The 22407-nt window shown below is 22.3% G+C and carries 3 protein-coding genes and 1 pseudogene; all 4 read left to right on the top strand.

What is annotated here, in order from left to right; translation table 11 throughout:
* Positions 1–171: 171 nt before the first annotated feature.
* Positions 172–1992 (top strand): annotated as a pseudogene (locus tag SSDC_RS02190) (beta-ketoacyl synthase N-terminal-like domain-containing protein); the annotation flags it as partial.
* Between the two features lie 30 nt (positions 1993–2022).
* A complete protein-coding gene (locus tag SSDC_RS02185) occupies positions 2023–5763 on the top strand; it encodes an SDR family NAD(P)-dependent oxidoreductase (protein WP_478219356.1) in 3741 nt (1246 codons plus the stop codon).
* A 16-nt stretch (positions 5764–5779) separates the two neighbouring features.
* Entirely contained in the window at positions 5780–21280 is a 15501-nt protein-coding gene (locus SSDC_RS00675; protein WP_020915398.1) for an SDR family NAD(P)-dependent oxidoreductase, read from the top strand.
* A complete protein-coding gene (locus SSDC_RS00670; protein ID WP_020915397.1) occupies positions 21280–22404 on the top strand; it encodes a MupA/Atu3671 family FMN-dependent luciferase-like monooxygenase in 1125 nt (374 codons plus the stop codon). Before SSDC_RS00675 ends, SSDC_RS00670 begins: the two co-directional genes overlap by 1 nt.
* Positions 22405–22407: the final 3 nt, after the last annotated feature.

The raw sequence follows: 22407 nt of genomic DNA, 5'->3' as shown, positions 1-22407 counted from the left end.
ATAATGGTAATATACGGTATATCAAATCGAATTCGAAATTATTTAGAAGATATTAATAAAAAAAATATTGATTCATTATTTCAGGAAAATAAATCGTCATCTGAAATTAACTCTAATAATATAAACTATAATGAATTAAGAAATTGTATTTGTAAAATGTTATCTAAATATATTTCAAAATTAATGAAGTTTTCATTAGAAGATATTGAAAATGACGCTCAATTAAGTGATTATGGTTTTGATTCAATTACTTTTTCTGATCTAGCGAATAGACTAAATAGAAAATATCAACTGGAATTAACTCCAACAACATTTTTTGAATATCCTACTATTAATGCTCTTTCAAAATTATTAAGTGTTCAATATTATGATAAGTTTATTTTTAAATTTGGCTTAAAACAGAAATTTATAGATAAATCTGTAAAATTAGATAAAAAATTGGATGTATCTAATTCCATTGAAAAAAAAGAAAAATTATTATCTATTTATAATAATAAATTAAAAAATAGTCCATATAACTTATTGGATAATAAAATTGCTATTATAGGTATAAGTGGTTGTTTTCCAATGTCTCAAGATATTGATGAATTTTGGAAAAATTTATTATCTGGTAAAGATTGTATTAGTGAAATCCCGTTAAGTCGGTGGGATTGGAAAGCTATTTATGGTGACCCTAAAAAAGAAGCAAACAAAACAAATATTAAATGGGGAGGGTTTATTAATAATATTGATACTTTTGATGCTTCTTTTTTTAATATATCTCCTAGAGAAGCGGAACTTATGGACCCGCAACACCGTTTACTTATGCAATATGTTTGGAAAGCTATAGAGGATGCAGGTTATTCTCCAGGTAGTTTATCTGGTAGTAAAACTGCATTATTTATTGGTACTGCTTCTAGTGGATACGGTCAACTAATTGCAAATAGTAATTTTACTATTGACAGTTATAGTGCAACTGGTGTTATTGATTCCATTGGTCCTAATAGAATGAGTTATTTTCTTAATTTACATGGACCTAGTGAACCAGTAGAAACTGCTTGCTCTAGTTCACTTGTTGCTATTCATCGTGCTTTATCTGCAATATTAATTGGAGATTGCGAACAGGCAGTTGTTGGTGGTATTAATTTAATTGTTAGCCCAGAAACACAAATTAGTTTTAGTAAAGCTGGAATGCTTTGTGAGGATGGTAGATGTAAAACATTTTCTAATAAAGCTAATGGTTATGTGCGGGGAGAAGGTGTTGGAATGTTATTTTTAAAGAAATTGAGTTTAGCTGAAAAAGATGGTGATCATATTTATGGAGTTATTTGCGGAAGCTCAGAAAATCATGGTGGACGTAGTAGTTCTTTAACTGCTCCAAATCCTAAAGCACAAACCGAAGTTATTAAAAATGCATATATTCGCGCCAATATAAATCCTCAATCAATTTCATATATTGAAGCACATGGAACTGGAACAGAACTTGGTGATCCAATTGAAGTTAATGCTTTAAAATCAGCATTTAGTGATTTAAATAAAATTAATAATTCTGAAAAATTTATTAAAAATTCATATTGTGGAATTGGTTCTGTTAAAACTAATATTGGACACTTAGAATTAGCAGCCGGGATTGCTGGTGTTATTAAAGTATTATTACAAATGAAATATAAAACTTTAGTTAAAAGTTTACATTGTGATAAAATTAATCCGTATATTACATTAAAAAATAGTCCATTTTATTTATTGCATAATAACTGTAAATGGAAAAAATTACGTGATATTAATGGAAAAAAAATACCTAGACGAGCTGGTATTAGTTCTTTTGGTTTTGGAGGAGTTAATGCTCATTTAGTTATTGAAGAGTATTCTATAAAAAAAGAAGTATTTAAATATAAATCAAACTCTATGGCTTTAATTGTTTTATCTGCAAAAACTATAGAATCTTTAAAAGAATATGCTATTAGCTTAATAAAATTCATTACTATAAATAATGAAATATCTATTAAAAATAAAATTTATGATCATGATAATATATGTAAAATTTTGTCACACATAGTACATAAATATATTTCAAATATTTTAAATATAAATAAAAAAGAAATTAATTTTGATGATCAATTAAGTCAAATTGGATTAGATTGTATCTATGGTGCAATATTATTAGAAAAATTAAGTAAAAAATTTAGTATTGATATTTCGTTTAATATTCTTTTGAATGATCATTCAATTATATCATTTGTAAACGCAATATTATTAAATTATCCCAATTTATATTCAATTATTAATAAAAAATATAAAAAGACACAAATTTTAAATTTTAATAATCATTTTAAAAAAATTAGAAATGATATTAATTTATTTGAATTAGCATATACCTTACAGGTAGGAAGAGATCCAATGGATCATAGATTGGCATTAACTGCAATTTCATTTGATGAAATTTTAATAAAACTTCAAGCTTTTATTGATGATAGAATTAATGATTTTCAGGGATTATATTTAGGAAGAATTAAAGAAAATAAACGTATTTTTTCTATTTTTATAAATGATAAAGAAATTCAAGAGGCTTTAGAAAAATGGATGAAATGTGGAAAATTAACTAAATTACTGGAAATATGGGTATTAGGGATGAAAATTTCCTGGGAAAAACTTTATGGAGAATCATGTTTATACCCAAAAAAACCAAAAAGAATTTCTATACCTGGTTATCCATTTGCTAAAAAATCTTATTGGATAAAAAAAATAGAAAAAAATAAAATATATGATTCTGATTATAAAATTGCAAAAAAAATAAATAAATTACATCCATTAGTTCATGAAAATATTTCAACTTTCAAATATTGTAAATTTAGAACATTTTTAACAGGAAAAGAATTTTTTTTATTAGATTATTCAATTAATGAAACAAAAATATTACCCAATATAGTGTATCTAGAAATGGTTTGTGCGGCTACAGCTATTTCGAAAGATAATTATTATAAATCTTCTGATGTAATAGAATTTCATAATATTACCTGGATTAATCCCTTTGTTTTTAATACAGAAAAATATATTGAAATTCAATTGAATAAAAATATTAATAATACTATTAAATTTAAAATTATTAGTTATTCTACATTAAATAATTTAGATTCCTCAGAATTACAAATTCATAGTAAAGGATTTATATCTTATAATAATTATAATAAATATAACTTATCATATGTCGATATTAATTTAATATTAAATGAATCAGATATACAAAAATTTAACTCCGATCAATGTTATAATTTATTTAAAAAATTTAAATTAATTCATAGTCCAACTTATCGTAATGTTTATGAATTATATGTTTCTAAAAAACAAGTATTAGCAAAATTAATACTACCAAAAATAATGTCAATAACATTGAAAAAATATATATTACATCCTTCCATAATAGGATCAGCATTACAATGTATTATTGGTTTATATTTAGATAAATTAAATTTAACTTCCATAGAAAAAAATTATAAAGAATTATTATTATCATTTGTTATAGAGGATATTTATATATTTAATTCTTGTACAAAATTAATGTGGGTACATATATATTATGATTCTATAAATTTAGCTCAAGAAGATATAAAAAAATTAAATATTGATTTATGCAATGAAAATGGAATTATTCATATAAAGATTAAAGGATATATATCAAATAAATTTAATTTTGAAGATAAAGAATATAAAATTAATTATAATAATAAAAAAATAAATCAAAAAAATATTAATAATTCAATTAATTCCATATTAGATAAATCCGATAAAAATACTGATAAATTACTTTACGAAAAAACTATTGAGTATTTTAAAAAAATATTTTCCTCATTATTAAAGTATCCAATAGATGAACTTGATCCTAATGAAAATATACATTCTTATGGAATTAATTCTATATCAATTATGGAGTTAAATATTATTTTAGAGAAAAAATTTGGCACCTTATCTAAAACATTATTTTTCGAATTTAATACATTAAATTCTTTGTCTAATTATTTTATATCCTCGTATCATTCTAAATTAATAAAATTATTTAATATAAAAAATAATATAAAAAAAAATAATATAAAAAAAAATAATATAAAAAAAAATAATATAAAAAAAAATAATATAAAAATAAAAACATCTTCTTTAAATAAAAATTATTCTAATGTAATAACTACCTTAAAATGGAAAAAATCTTCAATACTGTCTTTACCATTAAATAATGTTACTAATAAAAAAAATTATGATATACATGTAATTTTTTTTACAAATGAAATAATTTTTATTCCTGGCGCTATTTGTTTATCCTTATTTTCTATAATAAAAAAAATAGATTATTATTTTTTTGACTGCGCTATTAAGATATTCGAATATATTCAACAGAATTTAATTAACAAAAATGGACGAATATTATTTCAAATTGTGATACAGAATTTTAAATCAAAAATATGTTCAAATATTATTTTTCCTATAAAATTTTTACATTCTATTTCTGGGATTTTAAAAACAGCTCATATAGAAAATTCAAATTTTTTTGGACAAATAATTGAAATTACAAATCAAAAAAACAAAGATAATTTTATTAAAGAAATTATTCAAGAAAATTCTTTGATGCCTTTTGATCAAAATATACGTTATTTAAATGGAAAAAGATATGTATTGTATTTTAATAAAATTTCTTCAAAAAAAAATGCATTTCCGTTATTTTGGAAAAATGATGGAATTTATCTTATTACTGGAGGTATGGGCAAATTAGGGTTAATTTTTGCTAAAGAAATTATTAATTCAACAAATAATGTTACATTAATTTTAATTGGACGCTCTAAATTGGATTTATTACAAAAAGAAAAATTAAATTCATTAAAAATTAGAGGAGCAAAAATTAAATATTATTCTATAGATGTAACAGATCAAAAATCTATTTTAGAATTAATAAAATCTATTAATTTAAAAAAAAAACATGGATTAAATGGTATTCTTCACTGCGCGGGAATTATTAAAAATAATTTAATTTCTAAAAAGAATATTAGTGAATTTAAAGAAATTTTATTAGTTAGAGCTTTAGGTGCTATTAATTTAGATATAGCAAGCCGAGGAATAAATCTAGATTTTATGGTTTTATTTTCTTCTATTAGCGGAGTACTTGGGAAGTATAAATATTGTGATTATTCTACTGCTAATTTTTTTGTAAATATGTATTCTGAGTATAGAAATCAATTATCTTCGTCTGGTTTAATCGAATCTCAAATAAATCCTATAGGCCGAACATTATCAATTAATTTTCCTTTATGTAATAACGATAAAATAAATATTGATAATTATAATAAAAAATTAGTTTACAAAGACATTAAGATTAAAAAACTAAATACTGAAAATATACTTTCTATATTTTATTATGCTATGTATACTAATTACAATCATATTATAGTATTACAAGGTAAGTTACCTTATTTACGAAAATTATTGCCTTTAAATAAAAAAACTACTCAAAAGAAGAGTACTAAAAAATTATCTGATAAAAAAACTACTCAAAAGAAGAGTACTAAAAAATTATCTGATAAAAAAACTACTCAAAAGAAGAGTACTAAAAAATTATCTGATAAAAAAACTACTCAAAAGAAGAGTACTAAAAAATTATCTGATAAAAAAACTACTCAAAAGAAGAGTACTAAAAAATTATCTGATAAAAAAACTACTCAAAAGAAGAGTACTAAAAAATTATCTGATAAAAAAACTACTCAAAAGAAGAGTACTAAAAAATTATCAAAATTAAACAATTAATAGTATTTAAAAAATAATGTATAAAATATTAGAAAATTTTTTTAACAAAAACGAAAATTCTTTAGAAAAATGTTTTTTAGAAGCAGCTAAAAATGGTTTATTTATAGATCATCAGCCACCTAAAAATTTATTAGATATAAAATCCATAAAAAATTACATATTATTAAATTTAAAATATAAGCCATATTGTATTCGTCCGGCTTTATTAGAAGATATTCCAAAATTAATGAAATTAGAAAAATCTTGTTGGAACAAATTATTACGTACCCCTGAATTTATAATAAAAAATCGTATTTGTAATTATCCTGCAGGACAATTAGTATTATTAATGAATAATAAAATATCTGGAGTTATTTATTCTCAATTAATTAAATCTGTTAAAAAATTAGCAAATTACAATATAACAACAATAGATACATTACATAATATTAACGGTTCAATAGCTCAATTATTAGCAGTTAATATTTTTCCAAATATGCAACAACAAAATTTAGGGGATCAATTATTAGAATTTACATTAATTTATTATAGTTTACAAATTAAAATAAATTTAGTAGTTGCAATTACTTTATGTAAAAACTTTAATAAATTAGATAATTTATCATTATCAGAATATATTAAAAAACGCAATATTTATGGTATGTTAATTGATCCAATTTTATATTTCCATGAATCACATGGGGCAATTATTAAAAAATTAATACCAAATTATCGACCATTAGACTATAAAAATAATGGTTATGGCGTTCTTATTAATTATGATATAAAAAATAGAAAATGTATAGAAATCAATCATAAAACAAAAATTAAAAAAAACAATAAATATAATTTAGAAGAAATTTCTGATTACATAAAAAAAATTATATATAAATGTCTTTCATTTGAATTTAAAAAGTTTTTTTCTATTGATACTCCATTAATGGATATGGGTTTAGATTCATCAGATTTATTATTTTTAAGTAAAAATTTATCATCGCATTATCAATTAAATATTGATTCAACTTTTTTATTTTACAATAATACTGTTAATAAAATAATTTCTTATTTTTATAATAAAATTAATAATATAAATATTTTTGAAAAAAATAATAAACCTTATTTATTAGAAAAAAATTTTAAAAATATGGAAATAAATAATAATTCCATCAATAATTTAAATAAAGATATTGCAATTATTGGATTAGCATGTTATTTACCAAAAGGAATTAATACATTAAGTAAATTTTGGAAAATATTAAAAAAAGGTTCATCTGTTATTGAAGAATTAAATGAAAGTCGCTGGATATGGCCCTTAGAAATTGATATTAAAAATAAACATAAAGGTATTAATTTTGGTGCATTTTTAAAAGACATAGAATGTTTTGACGCCCCCTTTTTTAAAATTTCTCCGATAGAAGCCGAATCAATGGATCCTCAACAAAGGATTTTATTAGAACTTTCTTGGAAAACAATAGAAGATGCAGGTTATGATTCTAGTAAATTATCAGGTAGTAATACAGGTGTTTTTATAGGTGCTAGTGGATCTGATTATACACGATTATTAAGTGATTATATAAAAATTCCAGTTAATGCGCATCATTGTATTGGTAATTCTATGGCGGTATTAGCTAATCGTATTTCTTATTTTTATAATTTTACCGGACCTAGTTTATTAATAGATACTGCTTGTTCTAGCTCTTTAGTTGCGGTACATGAGGCACTCCAATCAATTAAAAATGGAGAATCTTCACAAGCACTTGTTGGTGGTATTAATTTAATTCTTCACCCATCTAACACAATTGCTTATTATAAAGCAGGTATGTTATCTAGAGATGGGATCTGTAAAACTTTTGATAAAAATGCTGATGGTTATGTTAGAGGAGAAGGTGCTGTAATGTTAATGTTAAAACCTCTTTCTGTCGCATTAAATGATCATGATAATATATACGCTATTATTAAAGGATCCGCTATCACACATAATGGACAATCAAATGGTTTAACTGCACCTAATCCAATACAACAATCATATCTTCTTCAAAAAGCTTGGAATGAATCAAATATTGATGTGCGATCATTAGGATATATTGAGTGCCATGGAACTGGTACAAAACTAGGTGATCCAATTGAAATACAGGGATTAAAAAATGCATTTCATAGTATTATTACATACAAAAAAAATATAAAAAATTTTTATGAAAAATGTGGATTAGGATCAGTAAAAACTAATTTAGGACATTTAGAAGCCGCTTCTGGAATTACTGGTATATTGAAAATTATTTTATGTCTTAAAAATAAAAAACTTCCTGCCTCATTAAATTTTTATAATTTAAACAAAAATATCAAATTAGATGATAGTCATTTATATATTATTGATCATTTACAAGATTGGGTAAAACCAAAATATGAAAATAAACTTCGTATAGCCGGAGTTAGTAGTTTTGGTTCAGGAGGAACAAATGCACATGTGGTATTATCTGAATATAATATTGAAATCAATAATAAAATAATAAATAATATTTCTATTAATTTTGAAAATTCTACATTACCTTTAATTTTTGTTTTATCAGCTAAAACTAAATCACAATTACTTATTTATGTTAAAAAATATATAGAATGGTTAAATAATAAAGAAAGTTTAAATATTTCACTAAGAGATTTGACTCTTCAATTACAAAAAGGGCGTCAAGCAATGAATTGTCGTTTAGCATTAGTTATTTTTAATCGTGATGATTTATTATCTCAATTAAACTTTTTTTATGAAAAAAAAATAATCCCCATGCAAGATAAATTAGATTCATTCAATGAATCAAAAAATAAAATAGATATCGCTACTGTTATTAATTTAGCGATAAAAGAAAAAAATTTCAAAAAAATAGCTATATTATGGCAATCTGGTATTAACATTAATTGGTCTTTAATAGATAAAAAAAATATACGAATTAGTTTACCAACTTATCCATTTTCAAAATATTATTATTGGCTTCCAAAAAATAATTTAATTAAAAAAATAAGTAATAGTGATGATACCCAAATAAGTAATAGTGATGATACCCAAATAAGTAATAGTGATGATACCCAAATAAGTAATAGTGATGATACCCAAATAAGTAATAGTGATGATACCCAAATAAGTAATAGTGATGATACCCAAATAAGTAATAGTGATGATACCCAAATAAGTAATAGTGATGATACCCAAATAAGTAATAGTGATGATACCCAAATAAGTAATAGTGATGATACCCAAATAAGTAATAGTGATGATACCCAAATAAGTAATAGTGATGATACCCAAATAAGTAATAGTGATGATACCCAAATAAGTAATAGTGATGATACCCAAATAAGTAATAGTGATGATACCCAAATAAGTAATAGTGATGATACCCAAATAAGTAATAGTGATGATACCCAAATAAGTAATAGTGATGATACCCAAATAAGTAATAGTGATGTAATGCAATTATCATTAACTTGGGATCCTATAATTATAAATTATAAAAATAATTCTTATTTAATGAATAGAAAATTATTAGTAATTGGAGCAAATTTAAAACAAAAAAAAATTATTCAATCTATTAATTCTTCTATGCATGAATTTTTTATAAATATTAATGAATCAGTTGATATAATTTCTTATAAACTAAGCAAATTAATTTCAAAAGGATATAAATTTGATCATATTATTTGGATTACTCCACAAATATCTAAAATAGATTTAATTAATTATCAAGATTTTGGAGTATTATTATTATTTAAATTTATTAAAGCATTATTGTCTCAAAAAATATATTCTTCTCAAAAATTAATATGGACTATTATTACTTATGCAACTCAAGAAGTATTTGATACTGATTTAGTTTCTCCTGGATATGCTAGTATACATGGATTATCCGGTGTTTTAGCTAAAGAGTATCCTTTTTGGGTAATAAATTTATTAGATTTAGAATTTAATACCAATCTAGAAAATATACTAGTAAATATACCAAAAAATATTACTAGCGGCGAAACAATTGCTTATCGAAATGGTCAATGGTTTAAGGGATATTTATGCTCTATTGTTAATTCAAATTTATCATCAAAACTAATTTATAAACAAAAAGGTATATATATAGTAATCGGAGGATCAGGTGGAATTGGAAAAGCATGGACTAATTATGTAATAAAAAAATATTCTGCACAAGTTATTTGGATTTGCAAGAGTAAATTAGATGATAATATTCAAAAAAAATTAGATAAATTCAAAAAAAATAATTCCTCAATACTTTATATTTCAGCTGATGCCTGTGATTTAACTTCTTTAAAAAAATCATTAACAATAATTAAAAAAACTTATCCAGTAATTAATGGTATTATTCATTCAGCGGTTAGCAGTGAATTTGATAAAAGTATTGAAAAAATGAGTATAAAACGTTTTCAATCTATTTTATCTATTAAGATTGATGCAAGCATTAATATCGCAAAAGTATTTAGCACGGAAGTATCAGATTTTATTTTTTATTTTTCCTCAATTGTTGCTATCGAAAAAAATGGGGGGATGAGCGGTTATTCCGCTGGAGGAGCTTTTGAGGATGCATATGCGATTTGTTTATCAAAAAAATTACAATGTTTTGTAAGAGTAATTAATTGGGGGCATTGGGAAATCGGCACAGGTAAAAAAATTTCTAATTTCGCTAAAATTAGATTAAAACAAAGTGGGCGTTTACCCCTAAAAGTATCTCAAGCAATGACATTTTTGGAAAACATATCTAATATTCCTCTCAGACAAATTATTGTTATGAGAGTTAGTTGTTATAAATCTCTTTTTTTATTTAATCCTATGAAAAGTTTAGTTATTTATCCAGATAATTTAGATATAATAAAATCATTTTCATCAAATTTTATATTAACTGAATCAAATAAAAAGATACAATTATTAAAAAATTTAAGTATATTTAATAACAAAATAATGGAAATAAAATTATTACCTCTTTTTGCTGGAATATTATTTTCTACAGGTTTTTTAGGAAAAAATAAAAATAATCATTGGAAAATATTAAAAAATATATCTAATAACACTCCAAAATTTTATGAAAAATGGTTAAAATCAAGTATTAAATTTTTAGAAAAATATGATAAAAAAAACATATCAATAGAATTAGAAAATTTAAATAATTTAGAAAAATTATGGGAATCTTGGAATATTTCAAAACAAAAATATTTTAATAACTCAAATTTAAAATCTGCTATTATTTTAGTAGAAACTTGTTTGAAATCATTACCACTAATTCTAAGTGGAAAAATTCGCTCTACTGATATTATTTTTCCAAATGCATCAATGAAAATGGTAAATGGTATTTATTGTAATAATTTAGTATCTGACTATTTTAACGAAATTTTAGCAAAAACAATAGTTTCTTTTATTAAATTACGTTTACAAAAAGAACCATTAGCTCGTATAAGAATTATTGAAATTGGAGCGGGGACTGGTGGAACTACTTCTATAATTTTACCGCATCTTCATCATTTTTATAAAAATATTTCTGAATATGCTTATACAGATATATCAAAAGCATTTTTATTTCATGCAGAAAAAAAATTTTCATCAAATTACTCTTATATTATTCCTAAAATATTTAATATTGAAAAACATTTTTCTGATCAAATGATTGAACCTGGTTCTTATGATATAGCAATTGCTACAAATGTATTACATGCTACTCGTAATATTTGTTTTACATTATCTAATGTGAAAGCTGTTTTACGAAAAAATGGTTTATTGTTATTAAATGAAATTAGTAAAAAATCTTTTTTTGCTCATCTTACTTTTGGTTTATTAGAAGGATGGTGGCTATCAGAAGATCAAAAAATCAGAATTCCAGATTCTCCAATTTTATGTTCTAAAAATTGGTATAAAATTTTAAGTCAAGAAGGATTTAATACCATTTTATTTCCAGCAGAAAATACACATAATTTAGGTCAACAAATTATAATCGCTAAAAGCAATGGAATAATTAAACAAAAAATATCAATGGAAAAAAAAATAAAAAACAATCAAGTAAAATCAATGTATAAGAATAAGAACCTTTCTTTAAAATCTATTACTTTGTATCTTAAAAAGATTATCGCAAAAGTATTGCATATGGATATTTCAAAAATAGATGCGCAAGAATTATTAGGAAATTATGGAATAGATTCTATATTAATTATTCAAATTACCAATAAATTACGTAAAGATTTTTCCAATATATCTAGCACATTATTATTTGAATATAAAAATATTTCTGAATTAGCTAATTATTTAATAGATAATTATAAAAAAGAATCACAAAAATTAACAAAAATAAAAATTGATAACGAAAAAAATGAAACAAAAGAAATAAAAATATCATCAAATATATTATATAAAAATAAAATAGATATTTGTGATAATAATGATATTGCTATAATTGGTATGAGTTGTCGTTTTCCAAAAGCAAATAATTTAAAAGAATACTGGGAATTATTAATTAATGGTAAAAATTGTATCACAGAAATTCCATCTTCTAGGTGGGAAATAGATAAATTTTATAATTCTGACGTAGAAGAAGCTATTAAAGAAGGAAAAACTTATTGTAAATGGGGTGGATTTTTAAATGGTTTTGATAATTTTGATCCATTATTTTTTAATATTTCACCTAAAGAAGCAAATATTATTGATCCACAAGAACGTTTATTTTTACAAACAGCATGGGAAACGTTAGAAGACGCTGGTTATACACGTGAACGTTTAGCGAAAGATTTTAATCATAAAGTTAGTGTATTTGTTGGGGTTACACGCACTGGTTTTGATTTATTTGGTCCTGAATTATGGAAACATGGTAGTACATTATATCCTCATACTTCATTTAGTTCTTTTGCAAATAGAGTTTCATATTTTTTAAATATACACGGACCAAGTATGCCAATAGATACAATGTGCTCATCATCATTAACCGCAATTCATCAAGCTTGTCAAAGTTTACTATCTGGTGAAAGTAAATTAGCAATTGCTGGTGGTGTTAATTTATATTTACATCCATCTAGCTATATTTTACTTAGTTCTCTTCGTATGTTATCTAAAGATGGAATATGTCGTAGTTTTGGAGAAAATGCTAATGGTTTTGTTCCAGGAGAAGGAGTTGGCGCTATATTACTTAAACCAATTTCAAAAGCAATAGAAGATAATGATAGAATTCAAGCAATTATTAAAGCAACTAATATTAATCATGGAGGAAAAACTAATGGTTATACAGTGCCTAATCCTAATGCTCAGTTTGAATTAATTAAAAATACATTAAAAAAAGCCAATATAAATGCAAGAAATATTAGTTATATTGAAGCACATGGAACTGGAACAGAACTTGGTGATCCAATTGAAATATCTAGTTTAGTAAAAGCTTTTAGAAATGATACAGAAGATAATAATTTTTGTGCAATTGGATCAGTTAAATCAAATATTGGACATTTAGAATCTGCTTCAGGAATAGCTGGTTTTATTAAAGTAATTTTGCAAATGAAAAATAAGCGCTTAGTTCCCACATTACATGCTAAAATAGCGAATCCAAATATTAATTTTTCTAAAACTCCTTTTTTCCTTCAACAAACATTAGTTAATTGGGTTAGAGAAAAAAATATTCCACGTATAGCTGGAATTTCATCATTTGGAGCTGGGGGTTCTAATGCTCATATTATTATTGAAGAATTTAAAAAAATTAAAAAATCATTTAATTTTTTATGTGAAAAAACATACATAATTATATTATCTGCTCGAAATGAAGAATCTTTAAAAAATTATATAAAACGTTTATATGAATTTACATTGCAAATATCTCACGAAAAATTATCAAATTTATCTTATACTCTTCAAATAGGAAGAGAAGCAATGGATATTCGTATTGCCTTTATAGTATGTTCTTTATCTGAACTTCAAAAAAAATTAAAAAAATGTTTAAGTATTAAAGATAATAATTACTCTTCTTTAGAAGAAGAGGAGAATATTTTTTATGGAAAAATAAAAAATTATAAAGATATAATTAGTATTTTTTATAATGATGTAACAATACAAGATACATTAAAAATATGGTTTCAGAAAAAAAAATATGAACGTTTACTTAAATTTTGGAGTAAAGGTATGAATATTGATTGGACAAAATTATATTCAGAAAAAAATATGTACCATTGTATTGCATTACCTACCTATCCATTTTTAGAAACTCCATATTCATTACCTTTATTTAATACTACATCTAATTTTTTAATATCTAATTCTAACAAAGTAATTGATATAAATTTTAATAAATTTAAGTATATTAATTTTAAGGATCATGGTAAAGGAATTTTTTCAATCAAATTTAATGATATTTGTAATATTAATGATAAAAATATAAATGAAAAAATTAGGCATTCTTGTTACGAATTAATTTCTTGTATTAAATCATTATCTAATTTAAATAAAGTTAAAGTATTAATGCTTAATAATTTAGATAAATTATTTTCAGATACAATAAATTTTAATAAAATAATTCAAAAAGAAATTTTTAATATCACACAATCTTTAATGAAATTTTTATTTCCTATAATTATAATTTTAACAGGAAAAAATTTAAATTATGTTATGAAAATTTCTATGGCATGTGATTTAATAATTTGTAGTAAACAAGGATATTATACTGATCTATCTTCAAATATTATTTTTGATAGCAAATCATTAAGAAAATTTAAATTATTATATCCTATTGTTGATAAATCTATTATTCAAAATTATGCTTTTGAAAAAGCAAATCAAATTATTCAATCATCATCAATTTCATTAAAAATACTTAAAAAACACTTAAATAAAAATATAGATAATATAATTACAAATTTACGAAATTTTTCTCAATATCCAAATTTTTTATTAAAATTATCATATAACAAAGATAAAATATCTTTAATTCCTTTTGCCTCTCATGTGATTAAATTAGAAAAATATTATAATGATATATTAATTTTAACTATATGCGATAGAGAAAATAAAAATATGTTTTCTTCTTCTGTTGTAAAAGGAATTACTGATGCTTTTTCTTATATAAATAGTTCAGTACAATATAAAGTAATTATTATAACTGGTTATGAAAATTATTTTGCTTGCGGTGGAACCAAGGAAGGATTATTAAAAATACAAAAAGGAATATCTCGTTTTACTGATGAAAAAAGTTATTGTATGCCATTATATTGCAAAATTCCTGTAATTGCCGCTATGCAGGGGCATGCGATAGGCGCTGGTTGGGCTATGGGTTTATTTTGTGATTATACAATTTTTAGCGAAGAAAGCGTTTATCAAAGTCCATATATGCGTTATGGATTCACACCTGGCGCCGGTTCTACATTAATTTTTCCGCAACGTTTTGGAAAAATATTAAGTAGAGAAATTTTATTCACTGCTAGTGAATTTAAAGGAAAAGAACTTAAAGAACGCGGGATATCTATGCCAGTATTACCCCGTAAACAAGTTTTGTTTTATTCATTAAAATTAGCTAAAAAATTATCTTTATTAAGTAAAAAAGAATTAGAATTGCAAAAAAAATATTATAGTCATTCATTACAAAAAAAACTTTCTACTATTTTTTTACACGAACTTACTATGCATGATTATACTTTTGTTAACAATCCAAGTGTTATTACTAATATTGAACGTTATTTTGATAAATCTATAAAAAAAAATAATTCCAAAATAATAAATGATACTATATCTTATGATAATTCAAAAAAATTGAACTCAAGAGTCTTTTCTATATTAAAAAATAGTTTAATTGAAGAATTACAAATAAAATCAGAGCAATTTGATGATGATGCTATTTTTATTGATATGGGACTTGATTCAATTATTGCAGTTACCTGGATTAGGAAAATAAATTCTCAGTTAGATTTATCTATAAATTCAACTAAAATTTATGATTATCCAACTTTAAATAAATTTTTTAAATTTATAATGTCTCAAATATCAAAAAAATTGAAATCAAAAAATTTATCTATAAATAATGATGATTTTGATAAATCTATAAATAATGATGATATTGATAAATCTATAAAAAAAAATAATTCCAAAATAATAAATGATACTATATCTTATGATAATTCAAAAAAATTGAACTCAAGAGTCTTTTCTATATTAAAAAATAGTTTAATTGAAGAATTACAAATAAAATCAGAGCAATTTGATGATGATGCTATTTTTATTGATATGGGACTTGATTCAATTATTGCAGTTACCTGGATTAGGAAAATAAATTCTCAGTTAGATTTATCTATAAATTCAACTAAAATTTATGATTATCCAACTTTAAATAAATTTTTTAAATTTATAATGTCTCAAATATCAAAAAAATTGAAATCAAAAAATTTATCTATAAATAATGATGATTTTGATAAATCTATAAATAATGATGATATTGATAAATCTATAAAAAAAAATAATTCCAAAATAATAAATGATACTATATCTTATGATAATTCAAAAAAATTGAACTCAAGAGTCTTTTCTATATTAAAAAATAGTTTAATTGAAGAATTACAAATAAAATCAGAGCAATTTGATGATGATGCTATTTTTATTGATATGGGACTTGATTCAATTATTGCAGTTACCTGGATTAGGAAAATAAATTCTCAGTTAGATTTATCTATAAATTCAACTAAAATTTATGATTATCCAACTTTAAATAAATTTTTTAAATTTATAATGTCTCAAATATCAAAAAAATTGAAATCAAAAAATTTATCTATAAATAATGATGATTTTGATAAATCTATAAATAATGATGATATTGATAAATCTATAAAAAAAAATAATTCCAAAATAATAAATGATACTATATCTTATGATAATTCAAAAAAATTGAAATCAAAAAATTTATCTATAAATAATGATGATTTTGATAAATCTATAAATAATGATGATATTGATAAATCTATAAAAAAAAATAATTCCAAAATAATAAATGATACTATATCTTATGATAATTCAAAAAAATTGAAATCAAAAAATTTATCTATAAATAATGATGATATTGCAATTATCGGTATATCCGGGCAATTTCCTAAGGCTAATAATGTTAAAAAATTTTGGAATAATTTATTAATTGGTCGTAATTGTGTTTCAAAAATTCCTAGTACAAGATGGATTATTGATGATTTCTATGATTCAGATAAAAACGCAATTGGAAAAACTATTTGTAAAAAAATGGGTTCTTTAGAAGATATTGAAATATTTGATCCATTATTTTTTAATATTTCTCCTTCAGAAGCAGAATATATGGATCCACAACAACGATTATTCTTACAAAATTGTTGGACGTGTATTGAAGACGCTGGTTATAATCCATTTAGCCTTTCTGGAAGTTTATGTGGTGTATTTGTTGGTTGCGCTGTTAGTGATTATAATAAATTAATAACAGATCCTAAAATGTATAATGCTTATGCTTTAATGGGAGAATCAGTTTCCATTTTACCAGCAAGAGTTTCTTATTTTTTAAATTTACAAGGACCTTGTTTAGCTATTGATACCGCTTGTTCTTCTTCTCTTGTTGCTATAGCACATGCTTGTGATAGTTTGATTCTTGGAAATAGTAAAATTGCATTAGCAGGAGGAGTTTATATTATTAATACACCAGATATTCATATTAAAATGAGTAAATCTGGAATGTTATCACCAGATGGTCATTGTTATAGTTTTGATCAAAGAGCTAATGGTTTTGTTCCAGGAGAAGGTGTAGGAGTATTAATGTTAAAAAAATTAAAAGATGCAAAAAAAGATGGAGATGATATTTATTGTATAATTAAGGGATGGGGAGTTAATCAAGATGGAAAAACTAATGGAATTACTGCTCCAAATACAAAATCTCAAATAAGACTTCAAACCAAAATTTATAAAAAATTTAATATAAATCCTAATGATATTCAATTACTTGAAGCACATGGAACTGGTACAAAACTAGGTGATCCAATAGAATTTGAAGCATTATGTGAATCATTTAATAAATTTAGTTATCATAAAAATTTTTGTGCACTTGGATCTGTAAAAAGTAATATCGGGCACTCAGCAACTGCTGCAGGTGTTATAGGTATGATTAAAATTATTTTATCTTTAAAGCATAAAGTTTTACCTCCTACCATAAATTATAATATACTTAACGAACATATTAAATTAGAAAATAGTCCATTTTTTATTAATACAAAATGTAAATCATGGGATATAAAAAATAAAAAAAAACGTATGGCTGCTATTAATTCTTTTGGATTTAGTGGAACTAATGCCCATATAGTATTAATGGAAAAAATAAAAAATAATGAAAATATTGATAAATTTATAAATAATTTACCTATTTTTATGGTATTTCCTTTATCTGCTAAAAATTTATCTCAATTATTAATATATGCAAAATTAATTTGTAATTATATTTCCAAAGATTTAAAAAACGATAATACTAATATATTTGATTTTATTTATACATTTCAGTTTGGTAGAGCTGTTATGTCTCATCGATTAGCAATTGTTATATCCTCTTTCGAGGAATTATATAAAAAATTATTAAATTTTATAAAAAATTATAAAAATAAAGACAATTATATAAATAATAATTTTTTTTATGGAAAAATAAAATCTAAAAAAAATAATAAAATTTTAAAAAATTTTGAAAATATTAATAAAATAACAGATAAAAATTCATTAGAAATTTCTATAATTTTAGCTAATAAGTGGGTTAATGGAGAGTATGTAGATTGGAAATATTTACAATTATTCCATAAAGGACACCGTAAACATGGTTTACCAACTTATCCTTTTTCGCGTGAATATTACTGGATATCTAAAGAAAAAAATAAATATATTAAAAATAATTTAAAATCATCCGATGTTAATTGTAAAAATAATATTTATCATGAGTTATTAGATTCTATTGATTTGCAAGATAGATTGCATTTTTATAAAAATAAAAAAATTATTTTTATTCATACAGAAAAAAATCAATTTAATATATTTAAAAAATTATTATTAAATCTTAAAAAGGTATCTAATACAGAAGATAAAAAAATAAATAATTTTATTATCCCAATTTATTATAACTTTCATTCATCTATTTTTACAAAAGAATTATTTTTTGAAGAAAAATACGAAATTATATTAATTTTTAATATATCGAAAGTAAATAATGATATCACTCTTCTTTTGGAAAAATTTTTTGAAAAATTTTTAAATGGATACTTTGGTTACCCAATAGAAATTATTTTTTTTATACAATTAAAAATAAATAATAAAGATTATATAATGAAATTGATTAATGATAAAATTAATTTATCTACAAATAATTTATCATTAATACGTAAAAAAATAATTTTTTGCGATGATTATAATGAATTTAATCAATTGTTGTTTATGCAGAGATTATGCATAGAATGGTTAATTCCAGAAAAAAATAATAAATTGATTGATATTAATTATATTTATTATTTAAATAATGAACGTTTTATTAAAAAAAATATAAAAAATAAAAATTTAGAAGAAAATAATATTTATTTAATTAACAAAGATTGGATCGTAAAAGAACCCTATTTTTTAAAAAATAATATTGAACGCAAAATATTATTAGTTTTAGTTAATGAGGACTCAATACAACTTGTAGAAAAAATATTTAATTTAAATGATTTTCAAAAAATTATTTTAATATCTATTAATAAAATAGATTATGTTTCAAACTATGATTTAGTAAATTTAAATGATATAAATTTAGCACGTATAAATACTCAATTATTAGTTAACAAATATGACAATAATATTACCCATATTATTGATTTAAGTGATATATATAATGCCGCACATGATTATGATAATGATCAATTTGAAAAAATAGTATTTTATCAAATTATAATTAATACCATTAATGAAATTTCAATTTTATATTTCACAAAAGAATTACAAAATTTTAAATTTAAGAAAATGACACTTTCTGGTTCAAAATTTTCTGGAATTATTAAGATGATAAGTTCTGATTATCAACATATTGATTCACGTTGTATTGATGTTGATGATTCTATTTATAATGAACCGATGAAATTAAGAAATATTATTTTTAAAGAGTTTAATGTAAAATTACAAGAAACTGAAATTTGTTATAGAAATAACAAACGTTATGTACCAATTCTTTTAGAAAAAAAATTAGAAATTAAGAATTATATTCCTTTTTTAATTTCTTATGAAGGAGTATATGTTATAACAGGAGGAACTAATGGAGTAGGTTTAGAAATTGCTAAATATTTTATTAAAAAAGGTTGTAAAAACATAGTTCTTATGGGAATTACAAATCTTCCCCCAAAAAAAGATTGGGAAAAAATTATATCTAATAATGATTCATCTTTTTACTTAATAAATAAGCTAAAAGAGTTAACTTATTTAAAAAGAAAAATTAAAAATTTAAAAATTTATATTGGTTCATTAAGTGATTTAAATTTATTAAAAAAATATTTTACAAAAATTAGAAATAATTATGGTCCAATTAAAGGTGTTATTCATTGTGCCGGAACTTATTCTAATATTAAAAAACCAGGTTTTTCTAATAAAAATATAGAAGATATAAAAAAAGTTTGGGAACCAAAAATAAAAGGAATAGAAAACTTACATGAAGTATTTAAATCAGATCCATTAGATTTTTTTATTTCATTTTCTTCTATGGCTGGTTTAATACCCCATTTAGCAAGAGGATCTTCTGATTATGCTTCTGCTAATACATATATGAGTTTTTTTTCTATATATCAACAATTTTTATATAAAAATATTTTTTATAAAAATATTATAATTTCTGATTGGAATCAAACAGGCGCTCTCACAAGAGTATCCAATGAAAAATTTATTATTATAGAAAAAATATTTAACAAATTAGGAATGAGAACATTTAACAATAAAGAAGGAAAAATATTATTTGAAAAAATTATGAATTTGAATAATGAAACTAGTATTAAAGAGAATAATAATTCTATTATTATAAATTATTTAAATTTATCAATATTTCATAATATTAAAGAAAGATTATTATATGCTAGACCATTTAAATTTAAATCTAAATTAATGAAAAAAAATATAGAAAATTATATTAAATATTGGGAAGAAAAACAACAAAATGGTATAAAAGTTTCTATTCAAGAAATTATTAAAATAATTGATATGAATGAAATTAAAAAATTAAATTCTAATTTTATAGATCGTATTCATAAATTAATAACTTTAAATAAAAAACAAAAATTAGAAGAAGTTAAAGATAATAAAAATTCTAATCAAAAATATTTTGAAAAAATAATTTCTAAAACAATGATAAAAGTATTAAAACTTAAAGAAATTGATTTTACAGAAACATTTCAAAACTATGGATTAGATTCTATCTCAGCAATGGTATTATCTACTAAACTTGAAAAAAAATTAAAATATACAATTAAACCTCAATGGCTAATTGATTTTAATAGCGTTAAAAAATTATCTGTCTATTTATCAAACTTAATTAACAATAAATAATGAATAATATTAATAATAAAATAATTACCAATTTAAATTTAAAAAAAATACTTACAGAAAATAATTTTTTAGAAAATAAATTTAAAATTAATTTTAGTATTATGTTTTTTTCAGATGTCAGAAAAAATATACACAATAAGAAAAAATATGATTTTATGCGTGATGCTACAATTTTCGCTGATTCTGAAAATTTTACTGCAATTTATATTCCAGAAAGACATTTTCATAAATATGGTTCAATTTATGCTAATCCTGCTGTCATTGCGGCATATTTAATTCCTCAAACTCATAATATTCGATTTAGAACAGCTGGTATATCATTACCTTTACATAATCCTATAGAAATAGTAGAATGGTGGGCTATAAATGATATATTATCTAACGGAAGAATAGATTTAGGATTTGGTTCTGGATGGAATAAAACAGATTTTATTTTTGCTCCAAATAATTATGAAAATAGAAAATCTATTTGCACTAAAAATATATCAAAAGTACAAAAACTTTGGAGAGGAGAAGAAGTATTATTTTTAGATTCTGATAAAAAACAAATACCAGTTATTACTTATCCACGTCCATATCAATCAGATATTAAAATTTGGCTTTTAGTTACACAAAATGATGAAGGTTTTATATATGCAGGTAAAAAGGGATATAATATATTTACTATGCTTTATGGAAATGATTTAAATACCATGAAAAATAAAATTATTCTTTATAGAAATAGTCGTAAATCTGCTGGATTAAATCCAGATGATGGTATTGTAACACTAATGTTACATACATTACTTTTAGAAAAAAATACTCAAGTAGAAAAAGCAGTAAAAGATCCTTTTATGAAATATATAAAAAATTTAATGGAAGCACATTTAAAAGCCGCTATTGATCAGAAAAGGGGTAAACCATTAAATAACATAGAAAAAGAAAAAATTCTTGAATATTCCTATCAAAGATATTTTAAAACTAGCGCTCTTTTTGGTACTGTTGACGAAGGAATAAATATAGTTAATAAAGCTATTTCAATTGGCATTAATGAGATTGCATGTTTAATTGATTTTGGAGTGGATTATTCTATAGTTATGAAATCATTATTATACTTAAAAAAACTTATGAATAATTATCAATAAATA

It is taken from the genome of Candidatus Profftella armatura, from assembly GCF_000441555.1.
Taxonomy (GTDB): Bacteria; Pseudomonadota; Gammaproteobacteria; order Burkholderiales; family Burkholderiaceae; genus Profftella; species Profftella armatura.
Note: the sequence above shows the minus strand (reverse complement) of the source record. Positions and strands in the feature narration are given on the sequence as shown.